This is a genomic window from Ochrobactrum sp. A-1 (genome assembly GCF_022488005.1).
Taxonomy (GTDB): domain Bacteria; phylum Pseudomonadota; class Alphaproteobacteria; order Rhizobiales; family Rhizobiaceae; genus Brucella.
The window spans coordinates 1487000-1505174 of the sequence record NZ_JAKVQC010000004.1 but is presented as its reverse complement, the minus strand read 5'-3'; the positions used below and the strand labels follow the sequence as shown (position 1 = coordinate 1505174).

Sequence of the window (18175 nt, the reverse complement as noted above, 5' to 3'; positions counted from 1 at the left end):
TGCAAACCCGATTTTAATCAAGAAACATTGATTTCTAAACATCAATATACTGAGGAAGATGAGGTGTTTGCAGCAAACGGCAATACGCTGCTTTTTCGAGAAAAGCAGCGTATTGCATTACCCCGTGATCACTTCGATCAGCCGATCATGGCGCGGCGCTGGTTGACAGGGCGCTCGATCACTTCCCGCGGGGCCTTGCCGCCATCACGTTCTTCGAGCGCTTCGGCTTTCGTCAGTTCGGTTTCCGCAGCCGATAATTCGGCTTCGGCCGCTTCCTTTTGGGACATCAAGTCGCGAATCGATACGAAGAGATTGTCGCGTCGCTGGCGGGCCGCCTTGGCGAAGGTCGGATAGGCGAAATGATTGATGTCAGTGATGCCAGCTTTTTTCTCTTCCGACAGAATCTGGGCGTCGAGTTCTCCGGCCATCCGTTCGAACTCGCCGATCATCAGGTCGAGCTGTCCCAGTTGACGGCGTTTTTCCTTCACCTGGAACAGTTTCAGCCTGACTAGGCTTTCACGTGGCTTCATACGCAATACTCCTTGAACACCAACCAGCTTTCATGTGTTGGGGCGTTCCCCCCGACTTTATTAACAGGTGTAAACAGGTAAAACACACCCGGCTCACCCCCGAATCTCCTTGCGAATTCAACCCCCTAAAGGGGAAATCATCGCAGCCGTTCTTCCGAAATGGCTCAACAAGCGAAACAAAAAGTTAAGAATTCGCTCGTTTGGTAACCATTCCTTTACCGGCGAAGTTAATCATACGCGTTAGGACTTAAGGCTCGGTAAACCTCGTGTGGTTTTTCGGCAACAGGCGAAAGCTAGAGTCAGATGAATCGTTTAGCGAAGATTCTTAATGCGATGCTTTAGAGTCATGAGGAAGAGAATGTCTTTATGATTCAGGCGCGTAAGAGAATTTTCTAAACAGGGCAGAAATATGCTTGCCAAGCAGAATCATATTTTGTTAACCATTTGCTGGCACCTTCATGCAAAGGCAACGATAGTTCCGTGTGCTGCCGTGAGGGACATCGGGTCGGCTGCGGAAAGGGGATAAGAGATGCGCGTCCTTTTGATTGAAGACGACAGTGCTATCGCACAGAGCATCGAGTTGATGCTTAAGTCCGAGAGTTTCAATGTCTACACGACCGATCTGGGCGAAGAAGGCATCGATCTCGGCAAGCTATATGATTACGACATCATCCTGCTGGACTTGAACCTGCCGGATATGTCTGGTTACGAAGTTCTTCGCACCTTGCGTCTGTCCAAGGTGAAGACGCCGATCCTTATCCTTTCCGGCATGGCCGGTATCGAGGACAAGGTTCGCGGTCTGGGCTTCGGTGCCGATGACTACATGACCAAGCCGTTCCACAAGGACGAGCTGATCGCACGTATTCATGCGATTGTGCGCCGTTCGAAGGGACATGCTCAGTCGGTCATCACGACGGGCGATCTGGTGGTCAATCTGGATGCGAAGACGGTCGAAGTTTCCGGCCAGCGCGTTCACCTGACAGGCAAGGAATACCAGATGCTGGAGCTTCTTTCGCTCCGCAAGGGTACGACGCTTACCAAGGAAATGTTCCTCAACCATCTCTATGGTGGCATGGACGAGCCGGAACTGAAGATTATCGACGTCTTCATCTGCAAGCTGCGCAAGAAGCTTGATGCTGTTTCCGGTAGCCAGAGCTATATCGAGACGGTCTGGGGTCGCGGCTATGTGCTGCGTGAGCCGGATGCAGAAATGCGTGAAAGCGCCTGATCGGCAACAGGCTTCGAAATGTAAAAAGCTCCGCTTCGGCGGAGCTTTTGCTTTTTGAAGTGGCTATTTCCGGAATTAAGCTGACAGAACGCCTGCAAACTGTTCGGTGAGATAGGCGCGGTCAAACGGCTTCAGAATATAGCCATTGGCGCCTGCACGCTTCGCCCGCATGATGCGGGTCACATCGAGTTCATAAAGACACAGGATGATGTGGGGGCGGTCGCCGCCTGGCATGGCGCGCAGTTCGGTCACAACCTCCAGCGCCGTCATGTCGGGGAGGTCGTAGTCGAGCAGGATGACGTCTGGCATGTGCGAAAAACAGGCTTCAAGCGCTTCCCGACCGGTTGATGCCTCAGCAAATTCTGCAATAGTTTCGGAAAGAATACGGCGCGCGACTTTGCGAATGACGGAGGAGTCGTCAACCAGCAGGCAATAACCTGTCATTGATTCATTCGCCATGCAGTCCCCCTCCACAAATGCGCGCCGGCTGCCACGCCTTCGACGAATATCTTCTGACGCATATCCTGACGAGAAATGCATCGCCTGACTGATAGAGGGTTTTATTGCGGTTTGCCAGTATGAGCGCGGGTCGGCCCCGCGCTCCGGGGCGCTTATTCAGCAGAAAATACGATATCTTCTGCAGTGGCGTGGATGGAAATCTTCATGCCTGCTTCTTCGGCCAGAAGCAGGGTATAGTAAGGCTGGACGGAATGGGCGTCGATCGGCTCTTCCGGGGTAGCGCCCGAATGAAGCTCAAGGAACTTTGGCGGAACACGCAGCATGCGACCCTTCACAGTGATGACGAAGCGCGGTTCGGTATCTCCGCCTTCAAGGCGCACGGCCAGCGAGCCGCCACGCGGTATGGCAGCATTGGCGATCAGGAGCATGTTCAGGAGCAGCTTGACCTTGTTCTTCGGCAGAAGGACGCGAGTGCCTTCCCAGGTGAATTCCGGCTTTTCGTTCTTGAAATATTCAGTAGCGACGTTCTGCGCGTCGCCTGTGTCGATCTGCACGCCGGCCGAGCCTGCGGCGCCGAAAGCGATGCGGGCGAACTGAAGGCGGGCGGAGGCGTTACGTGCGCTCGACTTGATGAGCGCCATCGCGTCCTCGTCTGCTCCGCCTTCTTCCAGCAGTTCCAGGCCGTTATTGATCGCGCCAACCGGCGAAATGATGTCATGACAGATCCTGCTGCACAGAAGCGCACCGAGGTCGAGCGCGGAAAGGGTAACGGGCATTGGCATGGCGTTTTCTCCGGAACGCGGATCGATTCTGCTCGTCCCAGCGTGTTGGATGAGCAGACCGTTATCGGTTAACGAAACAGCCCGCAAAGCCAGAGTTTGCGCGCTGCATGAGGGTGGGCGAATCGCCCGGAATATCGATTTAACTGGATACACGGGCCATCGGACCGCCGCAACAAAGCTCTCTTTTCGATCCGACTAGTGGTCTGATGCCGACATTTGCATTCCTCGGCTACAAGCATCAGACAAATGTTGGAATCAAAAAGACCACTAGCAACTATATCTATCTAGTGGATTTTTCGAATTTGACGTTTGAAACAGCATCTGCATTTAGCCGCGATTCAAATGTCAAATTCAATCCACTAGCCCCGGCATTCCCTCACATCAGTGTGAAAAAAGACCGGAAATTGCATGCCTTCGTAAAGCCAATTTCGATGCTTAAAGGTTTGGACAATAAATTCGGGTCTAGAATAGGCGCGATTCGACCAAAATGTCCGGAAGAGACGTGGTCTGGCTTTTAACAGGGCCGTCAGACAGAGGAGCGGAGAGCCAAAAGGAATTTTACATGGCCATACAATCCCTGTCGCAAATCAGGTTCCGCAATGCGGCGTGCTTCGTTGCGTTTTTTGCGGCGCTGTTTGTTTCTTTCATCGCTCTGCCAAATCAGGCCAGAGCACAGAACACATACACTGCCGAGGAAATCGTTGAATCTGGTCACAGGTTCTTCGGGTCGACTTCGGGCGGTATCGCAAGTGCGGTCGAGAAGGCGTTCCAGAGTTTTGGTCTGCCCAACGGCTATATTCTTGGTGAAGAAGGTTCCGGCGCTTTCATCGGCGGCCTGACCTATGGAGAAGGTACGCTCTATACCAAGAACGCAGGCGACCATAAGACTTACTGGCAAGGCCCCTCGCTTGGCTGGGATTTCGGCGGGCAGGGTTCTCGCGTGATGATGCTCGTCTATAATCTCGACGACATCCAGAACCTTTACGGCCGTTATGCTGGTGTTGCAGGTTCCGCCTATGTCATTGCGGGCGTCGGCTTCAATGTCCTGAAACGCGAGAACATTATGCTGGTGCCGATTCGCACTGGTGTGGGCGCAAGGCTCGGCGTGAATATCGGTTATCTGAAGCTTTCCGCCGCGCCGACGTGGAATCCGTTCTAAGGATTAGTTGCGAATAGGTGTCTTTTCAGCCGGTGATTGTTTTTGCTGGCTGGAAAGACGGTCGACTGCGCACTATGAATAGTCAATGCTTGTCTGAAACCGCTCGGGCCCGTTTGAAACCGTGATCCAGTCCGCTCTCTTTTTCATATTCGGCGTTCTTGTGGCGGTTTTCGTCGTGATTCTACTCGGCCCGTCCGTCTGGCGACGCGCGTTCTTTCTGGCGCGCAGGCAGGTTCAGGCCGAACTGCCTATAACCTTGGCCGAGATTCGCGCTGACCGGGACGGGCTGCGTGCCGAACACGCCGTTGCGGTCAGCCGGCAGGAACAACTGCTGAAGCTCGAACGTCACAAGAATGCGGAACAGAAGGTGACGCTTGCCCGGCAATATGAAGAGCTGAAACGCATCCCGCTGCTCGAGGAAAGCCAGGCCGGTATCGAGAAGCAACTTGCAGAGCATGAGCGGGTGACGAAGGAAGCCAAAACAGCGCGCGATACAGCACTTGAAAAGGCAGAAATCCTCCAGGCGGAACTGGAACGGATGCAGAGCCACTACAGCGCGCTCGAGGGATTGGCCGATACCTTGCGTATCGAAATAAGTGGAAGCGAGACGGAATACAGCCGTCTGACAAACGAGATGACCGAAATGCGTCGAGATCGCAAGGAAGCCGCGGCACGTTACAACGAGGTTTCGACCCAGTTGACCTCGGCGCAGACGGAGTTGAAAAGCGAAAAGCGACGCAACGGTGAACTGCAGCAAAAGCTTGAGAAACTGATATCCGAGCTTTCCGACGCGCAGGAAAAAATCGAGCGCTATAGCCGTAAGAATGCTGGCGTGAATGACAGCGCGGATTTCGCTGAAATCGAACGCGAGAATGCAGCGCTTCGTGAAGAAATGGCTGAGCTTGCCGCTCGCATGGTGGCCGTGACCGCCGAAAAAGAAGGACCAGAATCCCCGATCCATTCAATTCTTGAGGGGGCAGAAAAATCCGGCACAGGAAAAGGCAAGAAGACCAGTTCCAAAAGCCTGGCACGCCGCATACGCGATTTGCAATAAATCTTCTATCTAAAGCGCGTCGCGTTTTATTGTATTCGCGCAACACGCTTTAAGCTTTTGTTTTCATGCATGTCTTTATTCCAAACCGGTCCCACTTTTGGAGACATGCATCAGCCGCTATTCCTTGCCTAAAACATCGGCCCAGTCGGGATGGCGCATGGCTTGTGCATGCATGAAGCTGCAGCGCGGGATAATCTTCCAGCCGCTCCGGCGTGCGTCCAGAACAGCGTTCTTGGCAAGCGCCTGAGCGATCCCTTTGCCGCGCATCGCATCCGGTACGAAAGTATGGTCGATGGATACCAGGGAAGGGCCGAGCTTCGTATAAGTCATTTCGGCTTCGCTGCCGTCGAGAACAGCCACATAACGCCCACCGTCAGAGCTGTCTTCCTTGCGAATCTCGATATTCCCGCTCATGCCATCCTCCTGAACATTATGTGCCTGGATTAACACACCAAGTTCACAACATAGGAACGGAATGTGCAAATAAAAACCGGCCACGTGGGCCGGTTTTCGATTTGTCAGATCCATCGCGGAAGTTATTGCTCCGCCTGGTCATGGTACCGTTCTTCCAAAGCTCGTCTTCGCTTTTGGAAAGACAGGCTTTAGTGACGATACTGTTGAATTCTGGTGGTCCTGAGGCCGGCGAGACCATGCTCGTCGATCGAGGATTGCCAGCCAAGGAATTCCTCCACCGTCAATGTATAACGCTGGCATGCCTCCTCAAGGCTTAGAAGCCCGCCGCGAACAGCAGCGACGACTTCAGCCTTGCGGCGGATGACCCAGCGCCTTGTATTGGCGGGGGGGAGGTCCGCGATGGTCAGCGGGCTGCCATCAGGACCGATAACATACTTTATACGCGGTCTTACCAGATCGGTCATTGTACTCTCTACACAACACTCAAGGACCTAATCGAGTGTGAGACTAGCGTGACAGCTTTAAAAATTACCTAAGCAGCTGGTAACGCTCTGGTAACACTTGGAAAAATATTCGTTTTCGCCCTATTGCGGGCATTTTTACGGCGTATAAACCGAAAACTTCACGGGGAAGTGTGTGTCGCTTGTCGCAATCTGGACAATGATTGCTCTCGGACCCTTGGCAAATTGCCGCACTTTAGCCTATATAAGGCGCAGAAACCTAAATTCTGAGAAGCAGGGCGCATGCCCGGAAGCTGGAATCAATCATGAGCCTGAACAGCCTCGATCTGCCGGGAAAGCCGGAAGACACGCGCGTTGTCGTCGCCATGTCGGGCGGCGTCGATTCATCTGTTGTGGCCGGGATTCTCAAACGTGAAGGTTACGATGTCGTTGGCGTGACGCTGCAGCTTTACGATCATGGCGCAGCTGTTCATCGCGCTGGTTCCTGCTGCGCGGGACAGGACATCGAAGATGCCCGCCGCGTTTCGGAAAGCCTCGGCATTCCGCATTATGTTCTCGACTACGAAGCACGCTTCCGTGAAGCCGTGATCGACCCGTTCGCGAATTCCTACGTTAGCGGCGAAACGCCGATTCCATGCGTTTCTTGCAATCAGACGGTAAAGTTTGCTGATCTTCTGCAGACCGCGCGTGATCTTGGTGCCGATGCGCTGGCAACGGGACATTATATCCGTAGCCGCACCAATGGTGCGCACCGCGCGCTTTATCGTCCGGTCGATACGGATCGTGACCAGAGCTACTTCCTGTTTGCAACCACGCAGGAGCAGATCGACTATCTGCGCTTTCCGCTTGGCCACTTGCCGAAGGCTCAGGTGCGTGAAATCGCAGAGGAAATGGGCCTGACTGTTGCCAAGAAACAGGACAGCCAGGACATTTGCTTTGTACCGCAGGGCAAATATTCCGACATTATCTCCAAGCTGAAGCCGGAAGCGGCCAATCCGGGCGATATTGTCCATATCGATGGCCGCACGCTCGGCCGCCACGACGGTATCGTGCATTACACGGTCGGCCAGCGTCGCGGTATCGGCGTCGCCACGGGTGAGCCGCTGTATGTCGTCCATCTCGATGCCGCCAATGCGCGGGTTATCGTCGGTCCGCGTGAAGCGCTGGAAACGCATAAGGTCTTCCTGCGTGACATCAACTGGCTGGGCGATGCGCCGATCGATGATCTTCCGGAAAGTGGAATGGAAGTTTTCGCCAAGGTTCGCTCTACCCGACCGCCACGCCCCGCCGTGCTGCGCCATGCCGATGGCCAGACCTGGGTTGAGCTGGTTGATGGCGAAAGCGGCATCGCTCCGGGGCAGGCCTGCGTGCTTTATTCCGATGAAAGCAACACTGCCCGCGTCTTTGGCGGCGGCTTTATTGGCCGTTCGGAACGCGAACCACAAGCTGAGGAAATGCTGCGCCGTCTTGTTGCCAACGCGGCCAGTGCTTCTGCGGCCTGACCAAGTTTCCGATTGATGAATGAAAAGCGGGCGCGAGAGCGCCCGCTTTTTTTATCTGCTCCAGCTAGATGCTAACTCCTGAAGCCGGTTCCTTCTTTCGAGAGATATGCTCTGGAATTTGAAAACGATAAACGGGAAGTCAATTGCACTGAGTGAATCTAAGCTCATAGTGGGCGGAACTTAAGCTTTGGCTTCAGAGGTGTTGAAAATGACGGTGCAAAAGATGATGGGATGGAAGGAGTGGGCGATGCTTCTTGTCCTGTCCGTTCTTTGGGGCGGTTCATTTTTCTTCAACGGCATCGCCGTACGAGAGTTGCCACCTTTTACTATCGTCACGCTCCGGGTCGGGCTGGCTGCGCTCGCTTTGGTGGTGTTAATTCGCATGATGGGCCTATCGTTACCGAAAGATCGCCGCATATGGTTGGCGTTTTTCGGTATGGGCTTTCTCAATAATCTGCTGCCATTCTGTCTCATCGTCTGGGGGCAGACTCAGATCGCCAGTGGATTGGCCTCCATCCTCAATGCCACGACACCGCTCTTCGGCGTTATTGTCGCGCATTTTTTGACTGCGGACGAAAAGATCACCCGAAACAAGATCGCTGGTGTCTTGATCGGCTTTTGCGGGGTCGCAATCATGATTGGCCCCGATGCTATCAGCGGAATCGGAGGCAAGCTGTGGCCGCAGCTTGCGATTCTGTGTGCTGCATTCTCCTATTCGTTGGCAGGTATTTTTGGGCGGCGCTTCAAAGCGCTGGGAGTAGCGCCCCTGATAACGGCCACCGGCCAGGTGACAGCAACGACGATCATGCTCATCCCTGTAACCCTGCTGGTGGATCATCCCTGGACGCTGGCTGCTCCGAGCGCTGCAGTCTGGGGAGCGCTTGCCGGTATTGCGCTGCTTTCGACAGCACTCGCTTACGTTCTCTTTTTCCGCATTCTGGCGACGGCGGGTGCAGTCAATCTCATGCTGGTGACGTTTCTCATTCCGGTCAGTGCGATCCTGCTTGGAGCGCTCTTTCTTGGCGAAACGTTGCAAACCAAGCATTTCATCGGCATGGCAATGATCGCAGCAGGTTTGGCAGCCATCGACGGCCGGTTGGTCGCGTTGTCGTTGTCAGGGAAACGAGAAGTCTACTGAAACTTGCTGAAACGTGACAAGGCGATGCCTGATGCAGTTGCAACATTCAGGCTGTCGAACATAGTGGACATCGGAATCTTGGCCGTTTGCAGTTTATTAAGAAGGCGAGGCGGCAATCCTTCACCTTCTGTGCCAAGCAGGAGTGCGTGGCGATCGTGCTTGGTGGCATCATAGATGCTGAGCGAAGATGACGGACTGAGCGCCAGCAAATTGAACCCGGCATCGCCCAGTACGGCAATAATTTGATCGATGCTTCCGCCGTGGAAGTAAGGGACCTTTAGCGTTGCGCCGACCGATACGCGAATGGCCTTGCGATAGAGCGGGTCGCAACAGGTTTCGTCCATAAGCACACAATCGGCTTCAAAAGCGGCTGCGTTGCGAAAGATAGAGCCGACATTGTCGTGATTGGAAATGCCGCACAAAACGACAACGAGCGATTTCGTGGGCAGGGCATCCAACATCGCATCGAGGCTCGGCTGTGTCTTGCGACGGCCTACTGCAAGAATACCGCGATGAACATGAAATCCTGCGACAGCATCCATAACAGCTTGCGGGACAGAATAAACAGGAACGCCTGGCGGCAATTGGTTGAGTTGTTCGCTGAGACCTGCAAGCCGGTTCTCCAGAACAAGCAGCGATTCGGTCTCGAAGCGCGCCGAAGATGAGAACAGGACGTTCAGAACCACCTTGCCTTCAGCGATAAACCGCTGCTGGCGCCCTACAAGATCTTTTTCGCGGATGCTGCGATAGGGGGAAAGGCGGATGTCGTCCGGATCGTCGATCTTCCAGACGCAGCCGTGCGAATGAGAAATTTCGTTCATCGCACGGCTGTGACCTCATATTGTTATGCGTGAGCGACTGCCGCAAGATTGTGTCTGCGCGGCGTTGGACTCATATAGAGACTCGAGAGCGTCGACAACATCAACTCGATATGCGGCGAAGAGACCATATAGTAGATGGTCTGCGCGTCACGACGGGTTGAAACGAGGTCGAGAGCTCGTAATTTTGCCAGGTGCTGAGACAAAGCGGATTGGCTAAGGTCAATCGCCTTGGCAAGTGCACCTACCGACATTTCATTGTGAAGCAACTTACATAAAATTAGTAATCGCTTATTGTTAGCAAGTGCCGATAGAAAATCAGCGGCTTGATCTACGTTTTCAATCAAATCAAAGAAAGTATCTTCGTTGCTCATTTGCCGTCATACCCCCGTAAGACTGGACAAAGTTGAAATATACATGCGAATTTTCATAAGCATGCATATTGAAAATAATACTATATGCCGAATTTGAAAAGCCCTTGCTTATATTCCATCCAGAGTAAAGACGTGCAATTTCGTCCCAAAAAGAATGCGTTTTTGTTTCAGGGGGCTTTATTTTACCGTTTGGTCAGTGCTGTAACAGCTTCCCTTACGGAATCAGGGCGCAGCGGAAACACATAGCGCAGAACGAGGTCGCCATTGGCGATGTCGGCACCATCAGGGTCCAAACCTATCACTTTCTGTTGATCTTTAATAGCGCCTGCTTTCAAAAGCTGTTGAGCAAGTTGTGTGATGGCGGGTGCGTGGTGGTTGTTCAGCTCGTCGAGTGCGTTTTGTTCGCTTTCAGCAAAATCCGCGCTGATGGAGGCTTTGCAAAGCAGGTCGTCCCGCGTCAAGTTGAATGCCTTGCCAAATCCGCCATTCAAGCTGGCGCTTTCCAGATCAAGCCGGAAGAATGCGAAATCTCCCAGATCCACATAGAGCGAACCTTTCGGATTGTGATTGAGATAGCGCCGGCGAATGCGTGGATAGTCTGGTGCCGCCTTTTCGACCTTCTGTGCTCTGCAGTGCAAAGTGACGCGCGGGTGAGCGAGAGGGTCTCCCTTGCCGACTTCACCCAGCAGAAGCGAGCAGGCGGGATTTGCCAGCAGGCCCGGTGTGTGCGCCGCCAACCCCGAAACGAGGATTAACGGCGTGCCATCTGTGTCCGTCGCAACGGCAACGCGACTTGCAAGCGGCCGACCGGTGGATGCATCGAAGACGGCACTAGCGCCGTAACGTGATGTTCTCAGCAATGTTTTGGCAAGCTGAATGGCTTCTGGCGTCGTCGGGCGGATTGGATTGGTTTCGGGCATGTTTGCTGGACTCAAATATGACTAATACAATCCACTTAATAATACCCCTGCTTCTAAAGAACCAGCGAATTCGGTGCGATAAATGTGATGATCTGCCGATATTGCGAGCAATTTACAATTGATGAAGACGTGTCAGTGTCGCGCCTGAGTCGATGATGCAAAGGTTGCATAACCCTATGCAGGTTTTGCGAATAATATTATAAATCAGAGAGCTTTAGCGCAATTTTCCGAAATCGCGCCAGTTAGTAGAATAAAAATCTAACGAATATGGCTATATTCGGTTGAGAATATGAACTGGTTCTAAAAATTGCGCTTGCAAAGTGACGGTCCACACGTTTCGATAAGCGCAAGCTGCGGGCAATGGGGTGCGCGCGGCATGATTTTCCGTGGAGGCGGACAATAATGAAATTCTATCAAAAACTCCTGGCAGCAACCGCGCTGGTGGCTCTGATGAGCGGTGCTGCATCGGCAAAGACCTTTGTATATTGCTCGCCGGCTTCGCCTGAAGGCTTTGATCCGGCTGCCTATACCGGTGGCGATACGTTCGACGCATCTGCTCATCCGGTCTACAACCGCCTTGCCGAATTCGAAAACGGAACGACGAAAGTTGTGCCGGGTCTCGCAGAAAGCTGGGATGTTACCGACGATGGTCTGGAATACACCTTCCATCTGCGCAAGGGCGTCAAGTTCCATTCGAACGATTATTTCACGCCGACCCGCGATTTCAACGCCGACGACGTGATCTTCTCCTTCGATCGCATGCGCAACAAGGACAATCCTTGGCACCAGTACACCGCTGGCATCACCTACGAATATTTCGACAGCATGGAAATGGGTGCCCTGATCAAGGACATCGTCAAGGTTGACGATTACACCGTCAAGTTCATGCTGAACCGTCCGGAAGCGCCGTTCCTCGCCAATATCTCGATGCCTTTCGCTTCGATCATTTCGAAGGAATACACCGATAAGCTCGCCGCTGACGGCAAGAAGGACGACCTCAATCAGGTTCCGGTCGGCACTGGCCCGTTCCAGTTCGTCGCCTACCAGAAGGACGCCGTCGTTCGCTTCAAGGCCAACGAAAACTACTGGGGTGGCAAGCCGAAGATCGACGATCTCGTCTTCGCAATCACGACCGATCCGGCTGTGCGCGCGCAGAAGCTGAAGGCTGGCGAATGCCACCTGATGTCCTATCCGGCCCCGGCTGACATCAAGGGCCTCCAGGCCGATTCCAACCTCAAGGTTGATGAACAGGCTGGCCTGAACGTGGCTTATTTCGCCTATAACACGCTGAAGGCACCTTACGATAAGCCGGAAGTCCGCAAGGCGCTTAACCAGGCTATCAATAAGCAGGCCATCGTCGATGCCGTGTTCCAGGGGCAGGGCCAGGTTGCCAAGAACCCGATCCCGCCGACAATGTGGGGCTATAACGACAAGGTCGAGGACGACAAGTACGATCCGGAAGCTGCCAAGAAGGCTCTTGAAGCTGCTGGCGTCAAGGATCTGAAAATGAAGCTGTGGGCGATGCCTGTCAGCCGTCCTTACATGCCGAATGCCCGCCGTACTGCTGAACTCATGCAGTCCGATTTGGCCAAGGTTGGCGTCAGCGCCGAAATCGTTTCGATGGAATGGGGTGAATACCTCAAGAAGTCGTCCGACAAAGACCGCGACGGTTCCGTTATCCTCGGCTGGACTGGCGACAACGGCGATCCGGACAACTTCATGGGCACGCTTCTCGGCTGCGCCGGCGTTGGCAATAACAACCGCGCCCAGTGGTGCTACAAGCCGTTCGAAGATCTGATCCAGAAGGCCAAGATCTCGACCAGTCAGGAAGAGCGCACCAAGCTTTACGAAGAGGCGCAGGTGATCTTCAAGGAGCAGGCTCCTTGGAACACGATCGCTCACTCGACGGTCTTCGTGCCGATGTCGGCCAAGGTTACGGGCTTCAAGCAGAGCCCGCTTGGTGACTATCGCTTCGAAGAAGTCGATATTTCCGAGTAAAATCTGACAACACCAGCGGCCGGGTGTGGAGGGTTCCTCCGCACCCGGTCGGAGTTTTTGTATGTTTCGTTTTATATTAAACAAACTCATCTATCTGGTGCCGACCTTCGTTGGCATCACGATCGTTGCTTTCGCTTTCGTCCGGGTCCTGCCCGGCGATCCCGTCCTGCTGATGGCAGGCGAACGTGGCGTAAGCCCTGAGCGCCATGCCGAACTGATGGCGCAGCTCGGCTTTGACCGCCCCATCTGGCAGCAATATCTGGATTATGTCTGGAACCTGCTGCACGGCGATTTTGGCCAGTCTCTGGTGACCAAGAAGCCCGTTCTCGTTGAATTTTTCACGCTGTTTCCAGCTACGGTAGAGCTGTCGATCTGCGCGATCATTCTGGCCATTTTCCTCGGTATTCCCGCAGGCGTCATCGCTGCTGTCAAGCGCGGTTCCTGGTTCGATCAGGGCCTTATGGGCATTTCGCTGGTCGGTTACTCAATGCCGATTTTCTGGTGGGCGTTGCTGCTCATCATTTTCTTCTCCGGCATTTTGCAGTGGACTCCGGTTTCGGGCCGCATTTCGCTCCTGTATTTCTTCCCGTCGGTGACGGGCTTCATGTTGATCGACAGCCTGATGTCGGACCAGAAAGGCGCGTTCCTTTCGGCGGTCTCGCATCTCATCCTGCCGACCATCGTGCTGGCAACGATTCCACTCGCGGTCATTGCGCGCCAGACGCGCTCTGCGATGCTGGAAGTGTTGGGCGAGGACTATGTGCGCACCGCTCGCGCCAAGGGTCTGCCGACCCGTCGCGTCGTGGGCATTCATGCGCTGCGCAACGCCATGATCCCCGTCATCACGACAATCGGCTTGCAGGTCGGTGTGTTGATGGCCGGTGCAATCCTGACGGAGACCATCTTCTCCTGGCCTGGCATCGGTAAATGGATGCTCGATTCCATTTTCCGCCGCGACTATCCGGTCGTGCAGAGCGGTCTGCTTTTGATTGCCGCCATCATCATGGTGGTCAATCTGGTGGTTGATCTGCTCTACGGCCTGATCAATCCGCGTATCCGGCATAAGTGAGGGTAACATGACACACTCAGCTATTCAGCCGGAAGCCGCAAACGACATCGGCAAGATGCGCGCGCTGAAGGATTTCTGGTTCTATTTCAGCGTCAATCGTGGCGCGGTTATCGGCCTCTACGTCTTTATGGCGGTCATTCTCGTGGCCATTCTGGCGCCGGTCATTGCGCCGCATAGTCCTGTCGATCAGTTCCGCGATTACATCAAGCTACCGCCCTTCTGGCAGGAAGGTGGTTCGACCCAGTTCCTGCTTGGAACGGATGAGGTTGGCCGTGATATTCTGTCCCGCCTGATCTATGGCGCGCAATATTCGCTGCTCGTGGGCTTTGTCATCGTTATCATTTCGATGTGCCTCGGCATCACCATCGGCCTTATCACCGGCTATTTCGGTGGCGGTGTCGATACGGTCTTCATGCGCATCATGGATGTGATTCTGGCATTCCCGTCGCTGCTGCTGGCGCTGGTTCTGGTGGCTATTCTGGGACCCGGCCTCATCAATGCCGTGCTAGCGATCACGCTGGTTCTGCTGCCGCACTTTTCGCGTCTCACCCGCGCCGCCGTCATGGCAGAAAAGGAACGGGAATATGTGACGGCGGCCAAGCTTGCCGGTGCAAGCAGGCTGCGCCTGATGTTCAAGACCATTTTGCCGAACTGTCTCGCGCCCCTCGTGGTGCAGGCGACGATGTCGTTTTCCAACGCTATCCTCGACGTGGCGGCATTGGGCTTCCTTGGCATGGGCGCACAGCCGCCAACGCCGGAATGGGGCACCATGCTGGCATCGGCGCGCGAGTTCATCACCAGCGCCTGGTGGATCGTTACCTTCCCTGGCCTTGCTATCCTGATTACTGTTCTCGCCATCAATCTGATCGGCGACGGTCTGCGCGATGCGCTTGACCCGAAACTGAAGAGGAGCTGATCGATGGCTCTGCTTGAAATCAAGAACCTCACGGTTTCTTTCGATACCTCTACAGGCCCGTTCCGGGCGGTCGATGGGATCGACATAAGAGTCGACAAAGGCGAAGTGCTTGCGATTGTCGGCGAGTCCGGTTCAGGAAAGTCCGTCGGCATGCTTGCGGTCATGGGTCTTCTGCCCAAGACGGCAACTGTTACCGCAGACACCATGACCTTCGATGGCAAGGACTTGCAGGGAATGTCCGACAAGGAACGCCGCAAGATCATCGGTCGTGACATTTCGATGATTTTCCAGGAACCTGTCGCCAGCCTCAATCCCTGCTTCACGGTGGGTTATCAGCTTGAGGAAGTGCTGAAGCAGCATATGGGCATGAACGGCTCGGCGAGCCGTGCACGCGCCATCGAGCTACTGGAGCTCGTCGGCATTCGGGATGCAGCGGAACGCTTGAAAAGCTTCCCGCATCAGATGTCGGGCGGCCAGTGCCAGCGCGTCATGATCGCGATTGCGATTGCGTGTAACCCCAAGCTTCTCATCGCCGACGAGCCGACGACGGCTCTCGACGTGACGATCCAGAAGCAGATCCTCGATCTTCTGATGCGGCTTCAGGTGGAACACGGCATGGGCCTCATCATGATTACTCATGATATGGGCGTGGTGGCCGAAACCGCAGACCGTGTGATCGTGCAGTATAAGGGGCACAAGATGGAGGATGCCGACGTGCTGTCGCTTTTCTCCGCGCCCAAGCATCCTTACACACGTGCGCTGCTGTCCGCCCTGCCGGAAAATGCGACCGGCGATCGTCTTCCGACGGTATCCGATTTCGTCTTTGAAAATAATGGTGCGGGAGAAGCGCGATGAGCGAGATTGTTCTCGAGGCGCGCGATATCAAGCGCGATTATCACGTTGGCGGCGGCCTGTTCGGCAAGCCGAAGGTAGTTCACGCCGTCAAGGGCGTGAGCTTCAAGGTCGAAAAGGGCAAGACACTGGCGATTGTCGGTGAATCGGGTTGCGGTAAGTCCACGCTGGCGCGCATTCTCACCATGATCGATCCGCAGACGTCTGGCGAGCTGAAGATCGGCGGCAAGGATGTGGACATTGCTCGCGACGGCCTGACACCCGAAATGCGCCAGAAGGTGCAGATCGTGTTTCAGAACCCATATGGTTCGCTCAATCCGCGCCAGAAAATCGGCGACGTGCTGGCAGAGCCTTTGCTGCTCAACACCAACATGTCAGCGGAAGAACGGCGCGCCAAGGCCATGCAGATGTTGTTGAAGGTCGGCCTCGGGCGCGAGCACTTCAACCGCTATCCGCATATGTTCTCCGGCGGTCAGCGCCAGCGTATCGCCATTGCGCGTGCGCTGATGCTCAACCCGAAGCTGCTCATTCTCGACGAGCCGGTTTCCGCGCTCGATCTTTCGGTGCAGGCGCAGGTCCTCAACCTGTTATCCGATCTGCAGGAAGAGTTCGGTCTTACCTATGTCTTCATCAGCCATGACCTTTCGGTCGTGCGCTACATCGCCGATGAGGTGATGGTGATGTATTTCGGTGAGGTGGTCGAATACGGTTCGCGTGACGACGTCTTCAACAACCCGCAGCATGACTATACGAAGAAGCTCTTTGCTGCGACGCCACGCGCGGATGTCGATGCTATTCGGGCTCGTGTTGAAGCGCGTGCCGCTGCGAGACAGGCAGCCCATAGCTGACGCATATTTATACGCAGGCCGGGGCAGTCTCCCAAAAGCGAGAACCGGCTTTCGGATAAGATGCACCTAGAAATAAACAGTCAGAGTGCCGATCCAGTTCAATTTGATCGGAACGCGCTCTAAAATGAAAAAGCCGCACATGGAAATGTGCGGCTTTTTGTTTGCATCCAAAGTGTTGTAATGTACGGGCTATTAAAGTATAGGAGACTACATTTTTATAAATCTAAATTGGAATTGTTATGTATTTTTATTTTGTTGTTTCTTTCGTATCGGTAATATTATCCGCTATTTTTTGGGCGACGAGTTCTGCTTCTGTAGCTCTCGTCTAAGTTAGTATGCTTATTGCATTTATATAAGATCCTGTTCCAAAAGTCGCCATGCCGGTCTGCAAATGGCGCTTTTCTGTGTTCCGGTGCTCATGCACGTTAAGTGCATTGCGCTCCGGTACTCGAAAATCACCATTTTCGCCACGGCCTGCCGCTTTTTGATTCAGGCTCTAACATAGGTATTCTATGCGTATTTTTCTGATCATTCTTTCCGTAGCGTTGCTGGCCCTGTTCGGCACGCTGGCCCTTATACTCGTTCACGTTTCATAGGTGTGTTTATGTGCCGCGCTGTTGATGCCAGGCGAGGGCGCGCACGATGTCATCTGCCGCAATCTTGCCGACGATGGTGCCGTTTTCAATGATGCCAACATCACCGCTGCTGTCCGCTACAGCATTCATCAGTTCTCGTACCAGCGTTTCCCGCCGGGCGGTTGCTGCAAAAGGACGTGGCGCTGCATTGCGATCAAAAGGCACCATGATGTCGCCAGCTCGAAGCACGCCAAGCGGGTTCATGTGGGCGACGAAATCAGCGACATACTCGTCGGCAGGCTGCAGGAGAATTTCTTGCGGCGTGCCGCATTGAACAATACGCCCGCCTTCCATGATGGCGATGCGATTGCCGATCTTCATGGCTTCATCGAGATCATGACTGACGAAGACGATGGTTTTCTTCAGGCGCGACTGGAAGGCCAGCAATTCGTCCTGCAAACGCGTGCGGATCAATGGATCGAGGGCTGAGAATGGTTCGTCCATTAGCAGGATCGGCGCGCCGGTTGCAAAAGCGCGGGCAAGCCCGACGCGCTGCTGCATGCCGCCGGAAAGTTCCCCGACCTTGCGCTTGGCCCAGTCCTGCAGGCCAACAAGTTCAAGCTGCTCGCGTGCTTTGGCAAGGCGCTCTTCCTTGCCCATGCCGGAAATTTCCAAGCCGAAAGCGACATTTTCCTCGACCGTGCGCCATGGCAACAGGCCAAACTGCTGGAACACCATGGAGACTAGTTCGGTGCGAAGATGGCGAAGGGTTCCGCGGTCAGCCTTGCCAACGTCGATTGCACGCTCGCCTTCCCGCACGAGAACGCGCCCGCGCGAAATCGGATTAAGCCGGTTGATTGCGCGAAGAAGCGTGGATTTTCCAGAGCCTGACAATCCCATCAGAACGAGGATTTCGCCTTCCTCGATGTTGAGCGTGCAATTATGTACGCCCAGCACGAGATTGGTTTCAGCCTGAATCTGTGAACGGGTGGCCCCGCGATCTGCAAGAGCAAGTGCGTCATCGACATTGCTGCCGAAAATGATACAGACGTCTTCGAGTGCGATGATGGTCATCCGC

Annotated in this window: 19 protein-coding genes and 1 pseudogene; 11 read left to right on the top strand and 9 right to left on the bottom strand. The window is 54.4% G+C overall.

Annotated elements, in window-relative coordinates:
- Positions 1-137: 137 nt before the first annotated feature.
- On the bottom strand, positions 138-530 hold the full coding sequence (locus MKS82_RS16785; RefSeq protein WP_006472627.1) for a hypothetical protein: 393 nt from the start codon (positions 528-530) through the stop codon (positions 138-140).
- Between the two features lie 529 nt (positions 531-1059).
- On the opposite strand from MKS82_RS16785, the gene ctrA reads away from it, so the two are divergent.
- On the top strand, positions 1060-1758 hold the full coding sequence (gene ctrA / locus MKS82_RS16780; RefSeq protein ID WP_010659553.1) for a response regulator transcription factor CtrA: 699 nt from the start codon (positions 1060-1062) through the stop codon (positions 1756-1758).
- Between the two features lie 75 nt (positions 1759-1833).
- On the opposite strand, the gene MKS82_RS16775 is transcribed toward ctrA, so the two are convergent.
- Positions 1834-2217, bottom strand: coding sequence for a response regulator (locus MKS82_RS16775; protein WP_109987276.1), 384 nt, complete (start codon positions 2215-2217; stop codon positions 1834-1836).
- Between the two features lie 152 nt (positions 2218-2369).
- On the bottom strand, positions 2370-2999 hold the full coding sequence (gene chpT, locus MKS82_RS16770) for a histidine phosphotransferase ChpT (RefSeq protein WP_109987275.1): 630 nt from the start codon (positions 2997-2999) through the stop codon (positions 2370-2372).
- 562 nt (positions 3000-3561) lie between these two features.
- Here chpT and MKS82_RS16765 point away from each other — a divergent pair.
- Entirely contained in the window at positions 3562-4158 is a 597-nt protein-coding gene (locus MKS82_RS16765; protein WP_010659556.1) for a DUF1134 domain-containing protein, read from the top strand.
- Between the two features lie 145 nt (positions 4159-4303).
- The gene (locus MKS82_RS16760) at positions 4304-5212 is read left to right on the top strand and encodes a hypothetical protein (RefSeq protein ID WP_181394269.1); all 909 of its coding nucleotides are present in this window, start codon (positions 4304-4306) and stop codon (positions 5210-5212) included.
- A 117-nt stretch (positions 5213-5329) separates the two neighbouring features.
- On the opposite strand, the gene MKS82_RS16755 is transcribed toward MKS82_RS16760, so the two are convergent.
- Complete coding sequence (locus MKS82_RS16755) at positions 5330-5626, bottom strand: GNAT family N-acetyltransferase (protein ID WP_109987273.1); 297 nt, start codon at positions 5624-5626, stop codon at positions 5330-5332.
- A 188-nt stretch (positions 5627-5814) separates the two neighbouring features.
- Positions 5815-6090 (bottom strand): CtrA inhibitor SciP, encoded by a 276-nt coding sequence (sciP, locus tag MKS82_RS16750; protein ID WP_010659559.1) that lies wholly within the window; start codon positions 6088-6090, stop codon positions 5815-5817.
- A gap of 302 nt (positions 6091-6392) precedes the next feature.
- Between sciP and mnmA the strand changes: the two genes are divergently transcribed.
- Together mnmA and MKS82_RS16740 are read left to right on the top strand one after the other, a co-directional pair.
- Positions 6393-7589 (top strand): tRNA 2-thiouridine(34) synthase MnmA, encoded by a 1197-nt coding sequence (gene mnmA / locus MKS82_RS16745; RefSeq protein WP_181394266.1) that lies wholly within the window; start codon positions 6393-6395, stop codon positions 7587-7589.
- 208 nt (positions 7590-7797) lie between these two features.
- Positions 7798-8727: a DMT family transporter gene (locus MKS82_RS16740; protein ID WP_181394265.1), complete on the top strand. Its 930-nt coding sequence runs from the start codon at positions 7798-7800 to the stop codon at positions 8725-8727.
- Here the strand turns inward: MKS82_RS16740 and MKS82_RS16735 are convergent.
- From MKS82_RS16735 to MKS82_RS16725, 3 genes are all read right to left on the bottom strand, one after another.
- Positions 8721-9548 carry a TrmH family RNA methyltransferase gene (locus MKS82_RS16735; RefSeq protein ID WP_109987272.1) on the bottom strand — a complete coding sequence of 276 codons (828 nt, stop codon included), beginning with the start codon at positions 9546-9548 and terminating at the stop codon, positions 8721-8723. The two genes, MKS82_RS16740 and MKS82_RS16735, sit on opposite strands and share 7 nt — an antisense overlap.
- A gap of 23 nt (positions 9549-9571) precedes the next feature.
- Complete coding sequence (locus tag MKS82_RS16730) at positions 9572-9919, bottom strand: ArsR/SmtB family transcription factor (protein WP_109987271.1); 348 nt, start codon at positions 9917-9919, stop codon at positions 9572-9574.
- Between the two features lie 182 nt (positions 9920-10101).
- Positions 10102-10839 (bottom strand): HugZ family pyridoxamine 5'-phosphate oxidase, encoded by a 738-nt coding sequence (locus MKS82_RS16725; RefSeq protein WP_109987270.1) that lies wholly within the window; start codon positions 10837-10839, stop codon positions 10102-10104.
- A gap of 402 nt (positions 10840-11241) precedes the next feature.
- Here MKS82_RS16725 and MKS82_RS16720 point away from each other — a divergent pair, with 402 nt between their 5' ends.
- The 6 genes and pseudogenes from MKS82_RS16720 to MKS82_RS16695 form a co-directional block, all read left to right on the top strand.
- Positions 11242-12837, top strand: coding sequence for an ABC transporter substrate-binding protein (locus tag MKS82_RS16720; RefSeq protein WP_109987269.1), 1596 nt, complete (start codon positions 11242-11244; stop codon positions 12835-12837).
- Between the two features lie 61 nt (positions 12838-12898).
- On the top strand, positions 12899-13906 hold the full coding sequence (locus tag MKS82_RS16715; RefSeq protein ID WP_109987268.1) for an ABC transporter permease subunit: 1008 nt from the start codon (positions 12899-12901) through the stop codon (positions 13904-13906).
- Between the two features lie 7 nt (positions 13907-13913).
- Positions 13914-14822 (top strand): ABC transporter permease subunit, encoded by a 909-nt coding sequence (locus tag MKS82_RS16710; protein ID WP_104756074.1) that lies wholly within the window; start codon positions 13914-13916, stop codon positions 14820-14822.
- A gap of 3 nt (positions 14823-14825) precedes the next feature.
- Positions 14826-15677 carry an ABC transporter ATP-binding protein gene (locus MKS82_RS16705; RefSeq protein ID WP_109987267.1) on the top strand — a complete coding sequence of 284 codons (852 nt, stop codon included), beginning with the start codon at positions 14826-14828 and terminating at the stop codon, positions 15675-15677.
- A complete protein-coding gene (locus tag MKS82_RS16700) occupies positions 15674-16522 on the top strand; it encodes a dipeptide ABC transporter ATP-binding protein (RefSeq protein WP_109987266.1) in 849 nt (282 codons plus the stop codon). Before MKS82_RS16705 ends, MKS82_RS16700 begins: the two co-directional genes overlap by 4 nt.
- A 391-nt stretch (positions 16523-16913) precedes the next feature.
- Positions 16914-17021, top strand: a pseudogene (locus MKS82_RS16695) (flagellar basal body P-ring protein FlgI); the annotation flags it as partial.
- Between the two features lie 103 nt (positions 17022-17124).
- Here MKS82_RS16695 and choV read toward each other — a convergent pair.
- Entirely contained in the window at positions 17125-18171 is a 1047-nt protein-coding gene (gene choV, locus MKS82_RS16690; RefSeq protein ID WP_109987265.1) for a choline ABC transporter ATP-binding protein, read from the bottom strand.
- Positions 18172-18175: the final 4 nt, after the last annotated feature.